The sequence below is a fragment of the Streptomyces sp. NPDC001933 genome (genome assembly GCF_042890955.1).
Classification (GTDB): Bacteria; Actinomycetota; Actinomycetes; order Streptomycetales; family Streptomycetaceae; genus Streptomyces.
This window is the reverse complement of sequence record NZ_JBIASS010000008.1, coordinates 101862-116475: the sequence shown is the minus strand read 5'-3', so window position 1 is coordinate 116475 and position 14614 is coordinate 101862. Positions and strand designations below refer to the sequence as shown.

Sequence of the window (14614 nt, the reverse complement as noted above, 5' to 3'; positions counted from 1 at the left end):
CTACTTCACCCTTTCGCGGCCGGTGGCCGTGGCGAGCTGCCGCGCGGCCGAGTCGAGGGTGGCACGCGGGTCCTTGCCGCGCAGCATCACACCGTTGACGGCGGAGACCACGATGTCGGTGGCTTTCGCGTCGTCCTTGCTGTTCTCGACCGGAGGGATGTTGCGGGCGAGCCGGGCGAACACGTCGAGGACGGCCTGCCCGCCGAAGTACTCCTGTTTCTCGCTCAGGTACGGGTCGTCGAGCGCGGGCAGATAGGCGGGGAAGAGGCCTTCGCGCTTGAGCATGGAGACCTGGTTGGCCCTGCCGGTGAGCAGGAACTCGATGAACGCCCAGGCGAGGCGGGGGTTCTTGCTCTGCGCGGGGACGCAGAGCGTGGAGCCGCCGACGTTGGAGGTGCGGATGCCGTCGGTGGTGAAGCCGGGCAGCGGCACCACCCCGAACCTGCCCTTCAGCTCAGGCATCTCGTCGGTGAGCGTGCCCGTCCACCAGGCGGCGGTGGGTGTGGTGGTGACCTTGCCCTCCTTGGTGCAGGTGACGAGTCCGTCCCAGCCCTTCTGGTAGTCGACGAGCCCCTCGTCCTGCAGGGTCTTCATCAGGGTGAGGGCCTTCACGGCCTCCGGGGTGTCGAGCGCGACCCGGCCGCCCTTGAAGTAGTACTGGCCCTGCTGCTGGAGCAGCATCGGCAGGATCCCGGCGTCCGTGGAGTCCATGATGAGCAGCTTGCGGCCGGTGGCCTTCTTGATGCGGACGCCCGCCGCCACGTAGTCGTCCCATGTCACCAGCGACGCGGGGTCCACTCCCGCGGCACGGAAGTGGTCCCTGCGGTAGAAGAGCGCACAGGGACCGATGTCCCAGGGCAGGGCGAGGACCGCGCTGTCCTTGCCGGTGACGGTGCGCCAGGCGGCGCGGTCGAAGTCGCCTCCGTAGCGGCCGCCGAGGCTGGTCAGGTCGTAGAAGCCGCTGGGGAAGTTGCCGGTGAAGCGCGGCATGTGACTGCCCTCGACCGTGAGGACGTCGGCGAGACCCGAGCCGCCGCGCAGGCCCACGGTGATCTTGTCGTAGGCGTTGTCGTAGCCGATGTCGACGATGTCGACGGTGGTGCCGGGGTGGCGCTCCTCGAAGGTGCGGGCGAGGCGCTTCATGGCCTTGGCCGCCACGTCCCACGACCAGACGCTGATCCTGCCTCTGACCTTGCCCCCTTCGTCGTCCTTCCTGCCGTCGATGTCCCGGGCCTCTCCGCCGCCCGCGCCGCCCATGGCACAGCCACTGACCAGGGACGTTGCCGCGGTCGCGAAACCTGTGGCCAGAACAGCCCGTCGGGTGGGTCCTGTTGACACTCTTGCCTCCTGGAGCCTGAATGCCTAATGCTGTATTCAGAACACTGAATGACGGAGGCTGCCGTCAAGAGGTGTACACCCAAAGACTTTTGCTGCTGTGGTCCATGGCCGTCCCCCGAGTCGGCGCACGCGAAAGGCGCGGCATGACGTCACCCCAGGACTCCGTCCACACCTACACCCATCCCTACATCCCGAACGCGGTGCCGGCCGTGCGGCAGGCGATGCTGGAGGAGATCGGCGCCGCGGGCGTCGAGGACTTCTACGCCGACATCCCGGACGGCATCCGGCTGCACCGCCCCCTCGACCTGCCGGAGCCGTTGCGTTCGGAAGCCGAACTCACCCGCCACATGGAACAGTTGCTGGGCCGCAACACCTCGACGCGGCAGGCGCTCAGCTTCCTCGGCTCCGGCTGCTACCAGCACCACGTACCGGCGGTCGTGGACGAGGTGGTCAACCGCAGCGAGTTCCTCACGGCATACGCGGGCGAGCCCTACGAGGACCACGGCCGCTTCCAGGCGCTGTGGGAGTACCAGTCGATGATGGCCGAGCTGCTCGATGTCGAGATCGTCAACGTCCCGGTGTACGACGGCTTCCAGGCATCGGGGACGGCCCTGCGCATGGCGGGGCGGATCACCGGCCGCCGACGGCTGCTCGTCGCCACCGCGATCGACGCCGACAAGCTCTCCCGCATCCGTGACTACGTACGCCCCGACCACGACGTGACGGTGGTCCCTGTCGACCCGGCCACCGGCCGCGCCGACCTCGAAGCGGTGCGCGAGGCGCTCGCCGCGGGCGACACCGCGGCGGTGTACGCGGACACGCCCTCCGCGCTCGGAATCGTCGACGAGGCGCTCCCCCGCCTCGCCGAACTCGCCCACGAGGCACGTGCGTTGTACGTCGTGGGCTGCAATCCGCTCACGCTCGGCGTGCTCGCGCCGCCCTCCGCGTACGGCGCCGACATCGCGTGCGGCGACATCCAGCCGCTGGGCCTGCACCAGAGCTTCGGCGGCGCGAACGCCGGTTTCATCGCCACCCGCGACGAGGAGAGGCTGGTCGCCGAGTATCCGTCACGGCTGTTCGGCCTGGTGCCGACGAGCGTCGAGGGCGAGTACGGCTTCGGTGACGTCGCCTACGAACGGACCTCGTTCGCGCTGCGCGAGGAGGGCAAGGAGTGGGTCGGCACGGCCGCCGCGCTGCACGGCATCGGCGCCGGGGTCTATCTCGCACTGATGGGACCGCAGGGCATGCGGGAGATCGGCGAGACGATCCTCGCCCTGACCGCGTACGCCCGCAGGAGCCTCGCCGAGGTGCCCGGCATCGAGATCCCGTACGGCGACGCCCTGCACTTCGCCGACTTCACCGTCCGCTACACGGGCGGCCGGACCGCCGCCGAGATCCGCGCCGAACTCAAGGAGCGGGGCATCTTCGGCGGTACCCCGACCGGTACGCACGAGGCCGCGTTCTGCGTCACCGAAGTCCACACCGGGTCCGACATCGACCGGCTCGCCGCGACCCTGAAGGAGATCGTCAAGTGACCGCCTCGCACGCGCCCGTGTCCGTCTCCCCCGAGGAGGCGCGCATCGCCGACAAGCCCCGGCTGCGCCGGTTCCAGCAGGCGTCCTGGGACGAGAAGCTGATCTTCGAGCTGGGTTCGCCGGGCGAGCGGGGCGTCCTCGTCCCGGCCGCCGACCCGTCCCTCGGCATGCCCGTGATTCCCGCCGCGCTGCGCCGCGCCGAGCCGCCCGCCCTGCCGGAGATGTCCCAACAGCAGGTCCTGCGACACTACTTGCGCCTTTCGCAGGAGAACCTCGGCGCCGATCTCAACATCGACGTCGGCCAGGGGACCTGCACCATGAAGTACAGCCCCAAGGTCAACGACCAGTTCGTCCGCGACCCACGGATCGCGGCGCTGCACCCGCTCCAGGACGAGGACACGGTCCAGGGCGTCCTCGGGATCATCCACGGCCTGGAGCAGCTGCTGAAGGAGCTCTCCGGCATGGACCGGGTCTCGCTCCAGCCCGGTGCGGGCTCCGCCGCCATCTACACCAACGTCGCCATGATCCGCGCCTACTTCGCCGCGCGCGGCGAGCTGGACCAGCGCGACGAGGTCATCACGACGATCTTCTCCCACCCGTCCAACGCGGCCTGCGCGAAGACCGCCGGTTTCAAGGTCATCACCCTGCATCCGGACGCCGACGGCTACCCCGACATCGAGGCGCTCCGGGCGGCGGTCGGCCCACGCACGGCGGCGCTCCTGATCACCAACCCCGAGGACACCGGGATCTACAACCCGCGCATCGAGGAGTTCGTGCGGATCGTGCACGAGGCGGGCGGCCTGTGCTCGTACGACCAGGCCAACGCCAACGGCATCCTCGGCATCACCCGCGCCCGGGACGCGGGCTTCGACCTGTGCCACTTCAACCTGCACAAGACGTTCTCGACCCCGCACGCCTGCGGCGGCCCGGCGGCGGGCGCCTGCGCGGTCACCGAGGAGCTGGCCCCGTATCTCCCGCGCCCGACCGTCGAGTTGGACCCGGAGACGGGCACGTACCGGCTGGACGACGACCGGCCCGGGTCGGTCGGCAAGATGCGGCCGTTCTACGGCGTCGTGCCGAACCTGGTCCGCGCCTACGCCTGGATCATGTCGCTCGGGGCGGAGGGTCTGCGGGCCGCCGCAGAGACGGCGGTCCTCAACAACAACTACCTGCTGCACAAGGTCCGGCAGATCCCGGGCGTCTCCGTGCCGTACGCGGCCGGGCGCCCGCGCGTCGAGCAGGTCCGCTACAGCTGGGAGAAGCTCCACCAGGACACCGGGCTGCACTCCGAGGACATCGGCCTGCGCGCCGCGGACTTCGGCACGCACTACTGGACCAGCCACCACCCGTACGTGGTCCCGGAGCCCATGACGCTGGAACCGACCGAGTCGTACACGCGCGCCGACCTCGACGAGTACGCGGCGATCCTCGCGGAGATCGCCCGCGAGGCGTACGAGGACCCGGAGACCGTACGTACGGCGCCGCACCGTTCGACCATCCACCGGGTACGCCCTCAGGCCCTGGACGACCCCGCGGTCTGGGCGGTCTCCTGGCGCGCGTACCGCCGCAAGGTGCTCGGTGAGGCCGGCCGGTGACGAGGGTCGGTCTGGTGGTCAACCCGGTCGCCGGGCTCGGCGGCCGGGTGGGCCTGGGCGGCACCGACGGCCCGGACCGGGCCCGCACGGCGCTCTCGCTGGGCGCACGCCCGCTGGCGGGGGCACGGGCGGCCGCGGCCCTGGGCGAACTGGCGGCGCGTGCGGGCGAGTCGGCCCGGGACGGGCTCCTCGTCGTCACCGCCGCGGGGCGGCTGGGCGCCGACTCCGCCGCCGCCGCGGGGCTCGCGGAACGGATCGTGTACGCCGCCGGGGCCGGCCGCGACACCTCGGCCGCGGACACGGCCGCCGCGGTGAGGGCGGTCGTCGACGAGGGCGTCGACCTGCTGCTCTTCGCCGGCGGCGACGGCACCGCGCGGGACGTGCTCGGCGCCCTCGGCTCCTGCAACTCCTCCAACTCCCCCGGCTCCCTCAGCTCCCCCGGCGACGTCCCCTGCCCGGTCCTCGGCGTGCCGACCGGCGTCAAGATGCACTCGGCCGTCTTCGCGGTCAGCCCGCGTGCCGCGGGCGAGGTCGCGGCGGCGTGGCTCGCCCGCGCGGGCGGCGTCCGGCTGCGGGACGCCGAGGTGATGGACCGCGACGAGGACGCCCTGGGCGAAGGGCGTGTCACCTCCCGGTTGTTCGGGTGGCTGCCCGTCCCCGACGTGCCGGTCCGCGTGCAGCAGCGCAAGACCGGCAGCACCACCGCCTCGCCCGGGGCGGTCGGCGGGATCGCGGCCGAGGTCGCCGAGCGGGTCGGGGAAGGGCTCCTCGTGCTCGGCCCCGGCAGCACCACCCGGGCGGTGGCGGCGGCGCTCGGCGCGGACGTCTCGCTCACCGGGGTCGACGCGCTCGCCCTGCGGCCGGGCCACCCGCCCCGCATCGTGGTCCACGAAGCCGGGGAGGACACCCTCCTGGCACTCGGTCCCGCCTGGATCGCCCTCTCCCCCATCGGCGGCCAGGGGTTCCTCCTCGGCCGCGGCAATCAGCAGATCTCGCCGCGCGTGCTGCGCGCGGCGGGCGGCCGCGAGCGCCTGCTCGTGCTGTGCACGGAAGCCAAACTGGCCGCGCTCGGCGGCCGCCCGCTGCTCCTGGACACCGGCGACGACGCGCTCGACGCGGAGCTGTCCGGCCACCTTCCCGTCATCACCGGCAGGCGGCGCACCTCGCTGTACCGCCTGGCCATGTGACCGCGTAACCCCGGCCCCTCGACACCCCGACATCTCGACATCCCGACCCAGGACACAAGGAGCCCAGGATGATCTCCCTCGAAGGCAAGCGCGCGATCGTCACCGGCGGCGGAGCCGGCATCGGCCGCGCCACCGCCCAGGTCCTCGCCGAGCTCGGCGCCCGCGTGGTGATCGCCGACATCGACACGGAGGGCGGCGAACACACCGCGAAGGACACCGGAGGAACCTTCGTACGCTGCGACGTGTCTCGGCGCGAGGACTGCGAGGCCGTCGTGCACACGGCACAGGAACGGTTCGGCGGCGTGGACGTCCTCTTCAACAACGCCGGCATCATCCGCCGCTCCACGGTCTGCGAGATCACCGAGGACGACTGGGACCTGGTGATGGCCGTGAACATCCGCTCGGTGATGCTGATGAGCCGGCTGGTGATCCCGGGGATGGCGGCCCAGGGCGGCGGCTCCATCGTCAACACCGGCTCCGGATGGGGCATCCGCGGCGGCGGCCGGGCCGTCTCGTACTGCGCGTCGAAGGGCGCCGTCGTCAACATGACCCGCGCCATGGCCATCGACCACGGCCCCGACAACATCCGCGTCAACTGTGTCTGCCCGGGCGACACGGCGACCGGGATGCTCGCCGAGGAGGCCCGCCAGCTGGGCGAGAGCTCCGACGCGTTCTACGCCGACGCCGCCGACCGGCCGCTCGGCCGGATCGGGCAGCCCCGCGACATCGCGCAGACCGTGGCGTTCCTCGCCTCCGACGCCTCGGCGTTCCTCAGCGGGGCGGTCATCCCCGTCGACGGCGCCGGTACCGCGTGACCCGCCGGTAGCGGATAATCGACCGGACCGAAGGGGAGGGCAGCTTCACATGCCAATCGAAAACCGCCCGTTGCGCGAACAGGTCAAGGAGGAACTGATCAAGCGCCTCGGGCGCGGCACGATCGCGACCAACTCGCCGATCAACGAGGGGCAGCTCGCCACCGAGCTCGGTGTCAGCCGTACTCCGCTGCGCGAGGCACTGATCACGCTGGAGCGTGAGGGCGTCATCACCAGCGAGCGCGGCAAGGGCTTCCGTTTCACGCCGCTCAGCGCGCAGGAGTTCCGCGATCTGTCCGCGATCGTCGCGACGCTGGAGGCGCTCGCCCTGGAGTCCAGCGATCCGGAGCATCTGGCGGCGACGGCCCCCCGCCTCCTGGAGGAGGCCCGCGCGTTCTCGGCCCCGCAGGCACCGCACGACGTCATAGAGCGTTACGACGACGCGTGGCACGACCTGCTGCTGTCCGGCTGCACCAACGACCGGCTGATGAAGCTGATCACCTCCCTGAAGGTGACGATGCACCGCTACGAGCGGGTCGCCCTGGGCGACCAGGACATCCTGGAGCGCTCGGCACAGGAGCACGAGCGGATCGCCGAGTGCCTGCAACGCGGTGACCTGGACGCGGCCGTCGTGGCGCTCAAGGAGAACTGGAACAGCGGGATGCACCGGATCCTGGAGCATCTGAAGGACTGACGGCGCGTGGCGGCGGTGCGGACCCGGGTCTTGACCCGCACCGCCCCTTCGGGGTCCGATCACGGTCGACCCGTCGCACGACCCAGGGACTGTGACCGCATGACTCTGCAGATCAGCGCCACCAACCCCGAACACCCGGCCCTCCTGCTCGAACTGCCCTGGCACATCCCCCTGGAGCAGTGGCCCGACGAGTACCTCGTGCCGCTCCCCCGCGGCATCTCCCGGCACGTCGTGCGCTACGCGCGAGCGGGCGAGGAGACCGTGGCCGTGAAGGAGCTCGCCGAACGGCCGGCGCTGCGCGAGTACGAACTCCTGCGTACGCTCGACCGGCTCGGGATACCCGCCGTCGACCCGCTCGCCGTGGTCACCGGCCGGACCGGGGCCGACGGCTCGCCCCTGGAACCCGTCCTGATCACCCGCCACCTGGGCGGTTCGCTGCCCTACCGCTCGATGTTCGAGACGACCATGCGCCCCGGCACGGTGCACCGCCTGATGGACGCCCTCGCCGTCCTGCTCGTCCGGCTGCATCTGACGGGGTTCGCCTGGGGGGACTGCTCGCTGTCCAACACCCTGTTCCGGCGGGACGCGGGCGCGTACGCCGCCTACCTCGTGGACGCCGAGACCGGTGAGCTGCACCCCCGGCTCAGCGACGGGCAGCGCGGGTACGACATCGAGCTCGCCCGGGTCAACATCAGCGGCGAGATGCTCGATCTGGAGGCATCGGGCGCGCTGCATCCGTCCATCGACCCGATCGCGTTCGGCCTGGAGATCGAGGAGCGCTACCAGGCGCTGTGGACGGAGCTGACCCGTACCTCCGTCTACCCGGCGGGCAAGCACCATTACATGGAGCGCCGCATCCGGCGCCTCAACGACCTGGGCTTCGACGTCGCCGAGATGCAGATATCGCACTCGGACCAGGGGAACACGGTCACGTTCGTGCCCAAGGTCGTGGACGCCGGTCATCATCAGCGCCAACTCCTGCGGCTCACCGGGATGGACGCGGAGGAGAACCAGGCGCGCCGGCTCCTGAACGACCTGGAGAGCTGGATGGCCACCCAGGACGACTACGCGCCCGGCGACCGGCACGGCGCCCGCACCGAGGTGCTGGCCCACCGCTGGGTCCGGGAGATCTTCCGGCCCACCGTGCGCGCGGCACGCGACCACGCGCCCGCCCGGATGGACGCGGCCGAGCTCTACCACGAGCTCCTCGAACACCGCTGGCACCTCTCCGAGCAGGCCCAGCACGACATCGGACTCGACGCGGCGGTCCAGGACTACGTCAGGAAGACGGTTACGGAGGACGACAGCTGCACATAGGCTGCCCTCCCGGAGACGTGCGCCGGCGAGCCAGGCATGATCCAGACGAGAGGCATTAGGAGCCACCCCGTGTTCTACCACGTGCTCAAATACGTCATCCTCGGGCCGCTCCTGCGACTGTTCTTCCGCCCCAGGATCGAGGGCCTGGAGCACATCCCCGAGGACGGTGCGGCAATCGTCGCCGGGAACCATCTGTCGTTCTCGGACCACTTCCTGATGCCCGCGATCCTCAAGCGGCGCATCACGTTCCTCGCCAAGGCCGAGTACTTCACCGGACCGGGGGTGAAGGGGCGGCTGACCGCCGCCTTCTTCCGGAGCATCGGCCAGATCCCGGTGGACCGTTCCGGCAAGGAGGCGGGACAGGCGGCGATCCGGGAAGGGCTCGGGGTGCTGAGCCGGGGCGAACTCCTCGGGATCTACCCGGAGGGCACCCGCTCGCACGACGGCCGGCTCTACAAGGGCAAGGTGGGCGTGGCCGTCATGGCGATCACGGCGCAGGTGCCCGTGGTGCCGTGCGCGATGGTGGGCACGTTCGAGATCCAGCCGCCGGGACAGACCGTCCCGCGCATCAAGCGCGTCACCATCCGCTTCGGTGAGCCGCTGGACTTCTCCCGCTACGCCGGGATGGAGAACCAGAAGGCCGCGGTCCGGGCCGTCACCGACGAGATCATGTACGCGATCCTCGGGCTCTCGGGTCAGGAGTACGTGGACGAGTACGCGGTCAAGGTGAAGGCGGCGCAGGCCGAACAGGCGGGACAGTCCAAGAAGTTCCCGAAGAAGTTCCCGAAACTGCGACGCTGACGGCGGATCCGCGCTCGGTGAACGCCGCCGGGATCGGTGACCGCCGGGCCCTAGCGTGGCTCCCATGAGCAAGGGACACGCATGGGTGCTGGGCGCGACGGGACAGATCGGACGAGTGGCGGTGCGGTCACTCGTCGAGGACGGCTGGGAGGTTACGGCCGCCTCGCTCGGCGGCGGCCGGGATCCGCAGTGGGACGCGGCGGTGCGCACGACCGCCCTGGACCGGAATGCCGAGGGGGCGCTCGCGGCGGCGCTGGGCGACGGCTGCGACGTGCTGGTCGACATGGTGGCGTACGACGCGGGGCACGCCCGTCAGCTGACCGGCCTCGCGGACCGCATCGGTTCGGCGGTGGTCGTCTCCAGCGGTGCGGTGTACGAGGACGACCGGGGCCGCAGCTTCGATACGCAGGGCGAACCCGACGGGGCGCCGCGGTATCCGGTGCCGCTCCCGGAGTCGCAGCGCACCGTGCCGGCCGGCGACACGACGTACGGGACGCGGAAGATACAGCTGGAGCAGGATCTGCTGGCGGCAGGGGACGCGCTGCCGGTGACGCTGCTGCGGCCCGGGGCGATCCACGGGACGCATTGCCGATCGCCGCGTGAGCTGTACTTCGTGAAGCGTCTCCTGGACGGCCGCGCCCGGCGGGTGCTCGCGTTCGGCGGGGAGTCCCGCTTCCACCCGGTCCACGCTTCCAACCTGGCCGAGCTGATCCGGCTCGCCGCCCTGCGGCCCGGTTCACGGGTGCTGAACGCCGGGGATCCGCAGGCGCCGACGGTCGCGGAGATCGGCGAGGCCGTCGACGCGGTGCTCGGCCGCAGGACCGAGACCGTGCTGATGGCGGGCCCGTTCGGGGAGGACGGTGTCGGCGCGACGCCCTGGAGCGGCGCCCATCCCATCGTGTACGACATGACGGCCGCCGAGCGTGAGCTGGGGTACCGGCCGGTCACCGGCTATGTGGAGTCGCTGCCGGAGACGGTGGAGTGGATCGCGGCACAGCTGGCGGGCCAGGACTGGACGGAGGCCTTCCCCGCCATGCTGCGGGCATACGGGAAGAAGCTCTTCGACTACACGGCGGAGGACGCCTGGCTGGCGGCGTACGACCGGAAGGGGTGAGGCGGGGGGCCTCGGCGGTCACCCCGCGCGGGCTTCGAGCAGATCGTTCAGCGCGTCGTCCAGTACTCCGCGCAGCAGGCGCGCGTCGGGGGCGACGGCGGTGACCAGCACGGCCGGGCCGGCGAGCGGGGTGCGGACGGCGGTGTCCCCCAGCGTTCGCGCATCGGGGCACCGCTGATCGAACACCGGGTCCACGACGAGGAGTTGACCGACGGCCCGGTGGCCGCCCAGGACCGCGGCGCCGTCCCAGCCGCCGGGTGCGCCCGGCCCGTAGGCCATCTGCTGGTCGATCAGCGGCCGGCCCGCGCGGTGCACGGTGAGGCGGCTGACGAGGGTGCCGGTGGTTTCGGCGTGGCGGCCGAGGATCTGTTCCTCCCGCAGCACCAGCCGTGCGGTGGGCGCGAGCCGGACGCGCGTGGTCATGTGCAGGACGCTGCCCTGGGCCGAGACGAGCTGCTCCGGCAGCCAGCACAGCTCGGCCCGCTCCGCCACGCTCAACTCGATGTCGTACGTGGCGGGTTCGCGCCCCGTGCCGGGCAGGGCCACGGTCGCCGCGGCGGAGTCGACGGTGAGCCGGGCACCTTCTTCGACCCGCGACACGATGGTGAGCCGGTCCCCGCCGAGCGGTGCGCTCATGGCGCCGACGACGGTGACCCGGGCACCGGAACCGGACATGTCACGGGTGCGGCGCGGGGCGAGCGGTCCGTCGCCCTCCAGCAGAGGCAGCGAGGTGACGCCCCGGCCGTCGAGCGCCGCCGTGATCCGGGCGGTGGCCTCGATGCTCATGCGGTCCAGGCGGCGAGCCGCTCGCGCACCCAGTCGGCGACGGGCCCGACACCCGCCCCGGAGGTGAGCGAGGTGAGGACCACGGGGAGCGTCCCGCGCTGCTGGGCGGCGTCGTGGGCCATCCGGTCGAGATCGGAGCCGACGTGCGGGGCGAGGTCGGTCTTGTTGATGACGAGCAGGTCGGAGGTGGTGACGCCGGGGCCGCCCTTGCGCGGGATGTCGTCGCCGCCCGCCACGTCGATGATGAAGATCTGCGCGTCGACGAGCCCCTTGGAGAAGGTCGCCGTGAGGTTGTCGCCACCGGATTCGACCAGGATCAGATCGAGTGGCCCGACGGTGTCCTCCAGGTCCTCGACGGCTTCGAGGTTGGCGGAGATGTCGTCGCGGATCGCGGTGTGCGGGCAGGCGCCGGTCTCCACGGCCTGGATGCGCTCGGGCGGCAGTACGGCGTGGCGCAGCAGGAAGGCGGCGTCCTCGCGGGTGTAGATGTCGTTGGTGACCACCGCGATGGACAGCTGGTCTCGCAGGGTCCGGCAGAGGGCGGCGACAGTCGCGGTCTTGCCCGAGCCGACCGGTCCGCCGAGTCCGATGCGCAGGGCGCGCCGGGTGCCGTCCGGGCGTGCGGCGTCGGCGCTCACGGCGGCGAGCCCGTGCTGGGTGTGGTCGAGGTGCATGGGTGCGGCTCCTGGTTCCTGCGGGGTCATGAGGCGAACAGGCGGACCGGGCGGGCCGCATGTGCCTCGGCGGTGATGTCGAGGAGCGGGGCCGAGGCGGCGGGCAGCGCGTCGACGGTTCCGTGCGCCGCGGCGGCGGCCTGTGCGGCGGTCCGGTCGAGTTCGGGGGCGAGTCGGGCGAGTACGGCAGTGGCCTCGAAGGGGTCGAGGGAGAGCAGGCGGACGACGGCGGTGGCCGGTCCGCCGACGGTCTCGTAGGCCACGCAGTGCGCGGCGTCCTCGGGCCCGAGCCCCGCCGATCGTGCGGTGAGGCCGAGGACGACGGGCTGGTGTGCGCCGCGCGGCCGGGCCTCGGCGAGCGCGTCGAGCTCGGGGCCGGGCCAGGTGGCACGGGCGGCCCGCATCAGCTGCCGGCCGAGCCTGCGGGCGACGGCGCGCAGGGCGGGTGACGGTGTGCGGGCGTCGGCGGCCTCGTCGAGTGCGAGCGGGTCGTGGCCGTGGGCGGCCGCCGCGGCGAGTGCGGCGGCCGTGAGTCCGGTGGTGTGCAGGCGGCCCCGGCAGAACTCGGCAAGGTCCTCGGCGTCGCGGATCCGCCCCGACTTCACGGCCTGTTCGGCGCCACCGGAGTGGGCGTGGCCGCCGGCGGGGAACCGGCCGTCGGCGAGGACGAGCAGCGCGGCGCGGCTCACCGAACGGCCCGCGTCGGGTGTCTTGTGCACCGCATCAGAAGAGGAAGTAACGCTGGGCCATGGGGAGTTCGGCGGCGGGCGCCGGTTCGACCGGTTCGCCGTCGATCGTCACGGCGAAGCTGTCGGGATCCACCCGGACCCGGGGAGTCGCGTCGTTCTCCCGCATGTCCGCCTTGGTGACGCCGCGCGTACTGCTGATCGGCACGAAGCTCTTGCCGACACCAAGGCTCTCCGGCAAGCCGTCCTGGATGGCCGCGTCGGCCACGAAGTTGAGGGAGCCGGCCGCCGGTGAGCGGCCCACCGCGCCGAACATCGGGCGGGGCAGCACCGGTTGCGGGGTCGGGATCGAGGCGTTGGCATCGCCCATCTGCGCGTACGCGATCTGGCCGCCCTTGATCACGGTCTGCGGTTTGACGCCGAAGAACGCCGGTTCCCACAGCACCAGGTCGGCGAGCTTGCCGGGCTCCACCGAGCCGATCTCCCGGTCGAGCCCCTGGGCGACCGCCGGGTTGATGGTGTATTTGGCGACATAGCGACGCACCCGCCGGTTGTCGGCCCGTCCGTCGCCGGGGAGTGCTCCGCGGCGCTTCTTCATCACATGGGCGGTCTGCCAGGTGCGCAGCACGACCTCGCCGATGCGGCCCATCGCCTGGGAGTCGGACGAGATGATCGAGATGGCCCCGAGGTCGTGCAGGATGTCCTCTGCCGCGATGGTGGTGGGCCGGATCCGGGATTCCGCGAAGGCAAGGTCCTCCGGCACGGCCGGGTTGAGGTGGTGGCAGACCATCAGCATGTCGAGGTGTTCCTCGATGGTGTTGACGGTGTGCGGCCGGGTCGGGTTGGTGGAGCTGGGCAGGACGTACGGCTCCGAGACGATGCCGATGATGTCCGGTGCGTGCCCGCCGCCGGCGCCTTCGGTGTGGTACGCGTGGATGGAGCGGCCGGCGATGGCGGCGAGGGTGTCGGCGACGAATCCGGCCTCGTTGAGGGTGTCGGTGTGGATGGCGAGCTGGGCGCCCGTCTCCTCGCAGACGCCCAGACAGGCGTCGATGACGGCGGGGGTGGCGCCCCAGTCCTCGTGGATCTTGAATCCGAGTGCGCCGGACCGCAGTTGGGAGTGCATGGCCTCGCGCGACATGGTGTTGCCCTTGCCGAGCAGGCCGATGTTGACGGGGTACGCGTCCAGCGCACCGAACATCCGGGCGAGGTGCCATGGCCCCGGGGTGATGGTGGTGGCCTTGGTGCCTTCGGCCGGTCCGGTGCCGCCGCCGACCAGGGTGGTGATCCCGCAGGAGAGCGCCTGGTCGATCAGGGTCGGCGAGATGAAGTGGACATGGGCGTCGATGGCCCCGGCGGTGAGGAACTTCCCGTTGCCCGCGATGATCTCGGTCTCGGGGCCGATGACCAGGTCCGGGTGGACGCCGTCCATGGTGTCGGGGTTGCCGGCCTTGCCGATCCCGGTGATCCGGCCGTCGCGGATGCCGATGTCCGCCTTGACGACGCCCCAGTGGTCGATGATCACGGCGCCGGTGATGACGGTGTCCGGGGCGCCCTCGGCCCGCGTGGTGCGGGCCTGGCCCATCGATTCGCGCAGCACCTTGCCGCCGCCGAACACGGCCTCGTCACCGGCGAGTCCGGGGCCGCCCGAGCGGTCCTCCTCGATCTCGACGAGCAGATCGGTGTCGGCGAGCCGGATGCGGTCGCCGGTCGTGGGGCCGAACAGGTCGGCGTACACGGCGCGGTCGAGTTCAGCCATCGAGGGCACCTCCGGTCTCGCCGCGCAGGCCGGGGACGACGCGCCTTCCGGCGAGCGGGACGAGTTCGACGTCGACCGGGATGCCGGGTTCGAAGCGCACGGCGGTGCCGGCGGCGATGTTCAGCCGCAGTCCGCGGGCGGCCGGACGGTCGAAGTCCAGGCCGGGGTTGGCCTCGGCGAAGTGGTAGTGCGAGCCGACCTGGACGGGCCGGTCGGCGGCGTTGAGCACGGTGAGGCGGGTGACGGGGCGCCCCTCGTTGAACGGCACGGGCCCGTCCGCGTACAGGATCTCGCCGGGAATCATCGATGGCACCTC

Annotated in this window: 14 protein-coding genes; 8 read left to right on the top strand and 6 right to left on the bottom strand. The window is 71.7% G+C overall.

Annotated features, from left to right (window positions below):
- Entirely contained in the window at window positions 1-1338 is a 1338-nt protein-coding gene (locus ACFYY7_RS21055; protein ID WP_388663418.1) for an ABC transporter substrate-binding protein, read from the bottom strand.
- Between the two features lie 143 nt (window positions 1339-1481).
- Here ACFYY7_RS21055 and gcvPA point away from each other — a divergent pair, with 143 nt between their 5' ends.
- The 8 genes from gcvPA to ACFYY7_RS21015 all read left to right on the top strand — a co-directional run bounded on the left by gcvPA (window position 1482) and on the right by ACFYY7_RS21015 (window position 10393).
- Window positions 1482-2873: an aminomethyl-transferring glycine dehydrogenase subunit GcvPA gene (gene gcvPA / locus ACFYY7_RS21050; protein WP_388663416.1), complete on the top strand. Its 1392-nt coding sequence runs from the start codon at window positions 1482-1484 to the stop codon at window positions 2871-2873.
- A complete protein-coding gene (gene gcvPB, locus ACFYY7_RS21045) occupies window positions 2870-4468 on the top strand; it encodes an aminomethyl-transferring glycine dehydrogenase subunit GcvPB (protein WP_388663414.1) in 1599 nt (532 codons plus the stop codon). Before gcvPA ends, gcvPB begins: the two co-directional genes overlap by 4 nt.
- Complete coding sequence (locus tag ACFYY7_RS21040) at window positions 4465-5655, top strand: ATP-NAD kinase family protein (RefSeq protein WP_388663412.1); 1191 nt, start codon at window positions 4465-4467, stop codon at window positions 5653-5655. Before gcvPB ends, ACFYY7_RS21040 begins: the two co-directional genes overlap by 4 nt.
- 68 nt (window positions 5656-5723) lie before the next feature.
- Window positions 5724-6470, top strand: coding sequence for an SDR family NAD(P)-dependent oxidoreductase (locus tag ACFYY7_RS21035; RefSeq protein ID WP_388663410.1), 747 nt, complete (start codon window positions 5724-5726; stop codon window positions 6468-6470).
- Window positions 6471-6519: 49 nt separating this feature from the next.
- Complete coding sequence (locus ACFYY7_RS21030) at window positions 6520-7161, top strand: GntR family transcriptional regulator (protein WP_358945236.1); 642 nt, start codon at window positions 6520-6522, stop codon at window positions 7159-7161.
- A gap of 99 nt (window positions 7162-7260) precedes the next feature.
- Complete coding sequence (locus tag ACFYY7_RS21025; RefSeq protein WP_356088990.1) at window positions 7261-8478, top strand: DUF4032 domain-containing protein; 1218 nt, start codon at window positions 7261-7263, stop codon at window positions 8476-8478.
- Between the two features lie 69 nt (window positions 8479-8547).
- Window positions 8548-9279, top strand: coding sequence for a lysophospholipid acyltransferase family protein (locus ACFYY7_RS21020; protein ID WP_388663407.1), 732 nt, complete (start codon window positions 8548-8550; stop codon window positions 9277-9279).
- Window positions 9280-9343: 64 nt separating this feature from the next.
- Window positions 9344-10393, top strand: a complete 1050-nt coding sequence (locus tag ACFYY7_RS21015) for an NAD-dependent epimerase/dehydratase family protein (RefSeq protein ID WP_388663406.1) — start codon at window positions 9344-9346, stop codon at window positions 10391-10393.
- Window positions 10394-10411: 18 nt separating this feature from the next.
- On the opposite strand, the gene ACFYY7_RS21010 is transcribed toward ACFYY7_RS21015, so the two are convergent.
- From ACFYY7_RS21010 to ACFYY7_RS20990, 5 genes are read right to left on the bottom strand one after another with little or no spacing between them, the layout of a single operon-like run.
- A complete protein-coding gene (locus ACFYY7_RS21010; RefSeq protein WP_388663404.1) occupies window positions 10412-11179 on the bottom strand; it encodes an urease accessory protein UreD in 768 nt (255 codons plus the stop codon).
- On the bottom strand, window positions 11176-11853 hold the full coding sequence (gene ureG / locus ACFYY7_RS21005; protein ID WP_388663402.1) for an urease accessory protein UreG: 678 nt from the start codon (window positions 11851-11853) through the stop codon (window positions 11176-11178). Before ureG ends, ACFYY7_RS21010 begins: the two co-directional genes overlap by 4 nt.
- 26 nt (window positions 11854-11879) lie before the next feature.
- Window positions 11880-12542 carry an urease accessory protein UreF gene (locus tag ACFYY7_RS21000; protein ID WP_388663734.1) on the bottom strand — a complete coding sequence of 221 codons (663 nt, stop codon included), beginning with the start codon at window positions 12540-12542 and terminating at the stop codon, window positions 11880-11882.
- Between the two features lie 34 nt (window positions 12543-12576).
- Window positions 12577-14298: an urease subunit alpha gene (locus ACFYY7_RS20995; RefSeq protein ID WP_388663400.1), complete on the bottom strand. Its 1722-nt coding sequence runs from the start codon at window positions 14296-14298 to the stop codon at window positions 12577-12579.
- Window positions 14291-14602 (bottom strand): urease subunit beta, encoded by a 312-nt coding sequence (locus ACFYY7_RS20990; protein WP_266735285.1) that lies wholly within the window; start codon window positions 14600-14602, stop codon window positions 14291-14293. Before ACFYY7_RS20990 ends, ACFYY7_RS20995 begins: the two co-directional genes overlap by 8 nt.
- Between the last annotated feature and the right edge of the window lie 12 nt (window positions 14603-14614).